The sequence below is a fragment of the Vibrio sp. 2132-1 genome (assembly GCF_033344315.1).
Window position 1 is genome coordinate 1 of the sequence record NZ_JAWPON010000373.1, and the last position, 680, is coordinate 680.

Here is a 680-nt window from a genome sequence, read left to right on the forward strand (position 1 = left end):
GTGAAAAGGCGGCAAAGACCATGCTGGCCTTCGACCTCGAAGTGTATGAGAAATTTTTCGGAAAACCTGATGTTGCATGAGGACAATGTGATGGAAAAAGTCAAAAGCGTAGATGCCGTGGAGTTCACGGCAGCAGATAAGAAGGCGATGACCCATGCGGCATACGCCCAGTGTTTCTTCATTCTGGCCCAAGTGATGGCATTCCCTTCCCTGGGGGTGGCTGGCGCTATGGTTGCTGCTCTGTGCGGCATGATGCCGTGGTTGACCAAGTTCGCCAAAGAGGCTCCATCGAAAGCCTTTGGCATGGTGATGGCTTCACTCTGCCTTGCTCCTGTGTACGGGAAACTCTGTGAGCTGGTGGTCCACGCGATTCAGGGAGCTTGAGCTTATGGGGGTAGTACGAGTTCCCTACCTCTTGGCTGAGCTGAAAGAACGCGGATGTGCTGATGAATCTGCTCTGGCGCAGGTTATGCAGCCTGGATGCCGAATTGGAGAGGAAGACCTGCGGAAGTTGGCCGCAAATTTAGGGCTTGAAGTGTCCGAGCTGGCACCAGCGCCAGAGAACGCGGCCAACACCCGGTTCAAAGCAAAGCTGAGAGGAGGTTTGGCCTCCTTTCTTTTTGAGTACGACGGCTGTTTCCGACATGCAGAAGGCTCCAGCCATGCAGAAATGTTGGGTA

1 protein-coding gene and 1 pseudogene are annotated in these 680 nt (G+C 54.0%); both read left to right on the forward strand.

The features are described from left to right. On the forward strand, window positions 1-384 hold a 384-nt coding region (locus R8N47_RS25500), incomplete at its 5' end, for a hypothetical protein (RefSeq protein ID WP_412034485.1). A 4-nt stretch (window positions 385-388) separates the two neighbouring features. Next, window positions 389-680: pseudogene (locus R8N47_RS25505) on the forward strand (hypothetical protein); the annotation flags it as partial.